A 479-nucleotide genomic window follows, 5' to 3' on the forward strand; every position below is an offset into this window, starting at 1 on the left:
CTCGCACACGCTTTGACGTGGCTTGATCAATTAGACTTCGCTGTTGAGCTCCTTGCCAACTATGACTATTCAAAGAAGATTTCCGCATCTCGCGCAGATCATCTGATCTACAACATTGAGAACTATCTGATTCGCGCCAACTCCGCGTATGACAGAGCACTTCAACTTGTCAATTCAGTATTCCACCTCTGCGTTCACGAGGAGCACGTAACGCACTCCATTATCATCACTAACACCAAAGTTCAGCACCGTCCCGCCGTCGTTGCAAAGCTAAGAGCTTTGCGTAAAACCCTAGATTCGTACGCTCAAGACCGACATACCATCATCCATAAACACTCACTTCTTGACGAAAAGATGCGTCGCATAGAACTTTTCTATCAAGACGCAATTTTTGAGGTCATGGATTCGGACAGAAAAGCAGGAATCAAGGCTTTTCGTGCCAACTACCTGCGAGAGTTCGTTGTTTCCAAGAAGCAAGA

General features: G+C 46.1%; 1 protein-coding gene. It reads left to right on the top strand.

What is annotated here, in order from left to right:
• Positions 1 to 479 (top strand): Cthe_2314 family HEPN domain-containing protein (locus EN850_RS36655; protein ID WP_189591272.1); only part of this gene is annotated, 479 nt, incomplete at both ends.

It is taken from the genome of Mesorhizobium sp. M8A.F.Ca.ET.207.01.1.1, assembly GCF_004794715.1.
In the GTDB taxonomy this organism is placed as follows: domain Bacteria; phylum Pseudomonadota; class Alphaproteobacteria; order Rhizobiales; family Rhizobiaceae; genus Mesorhizobium.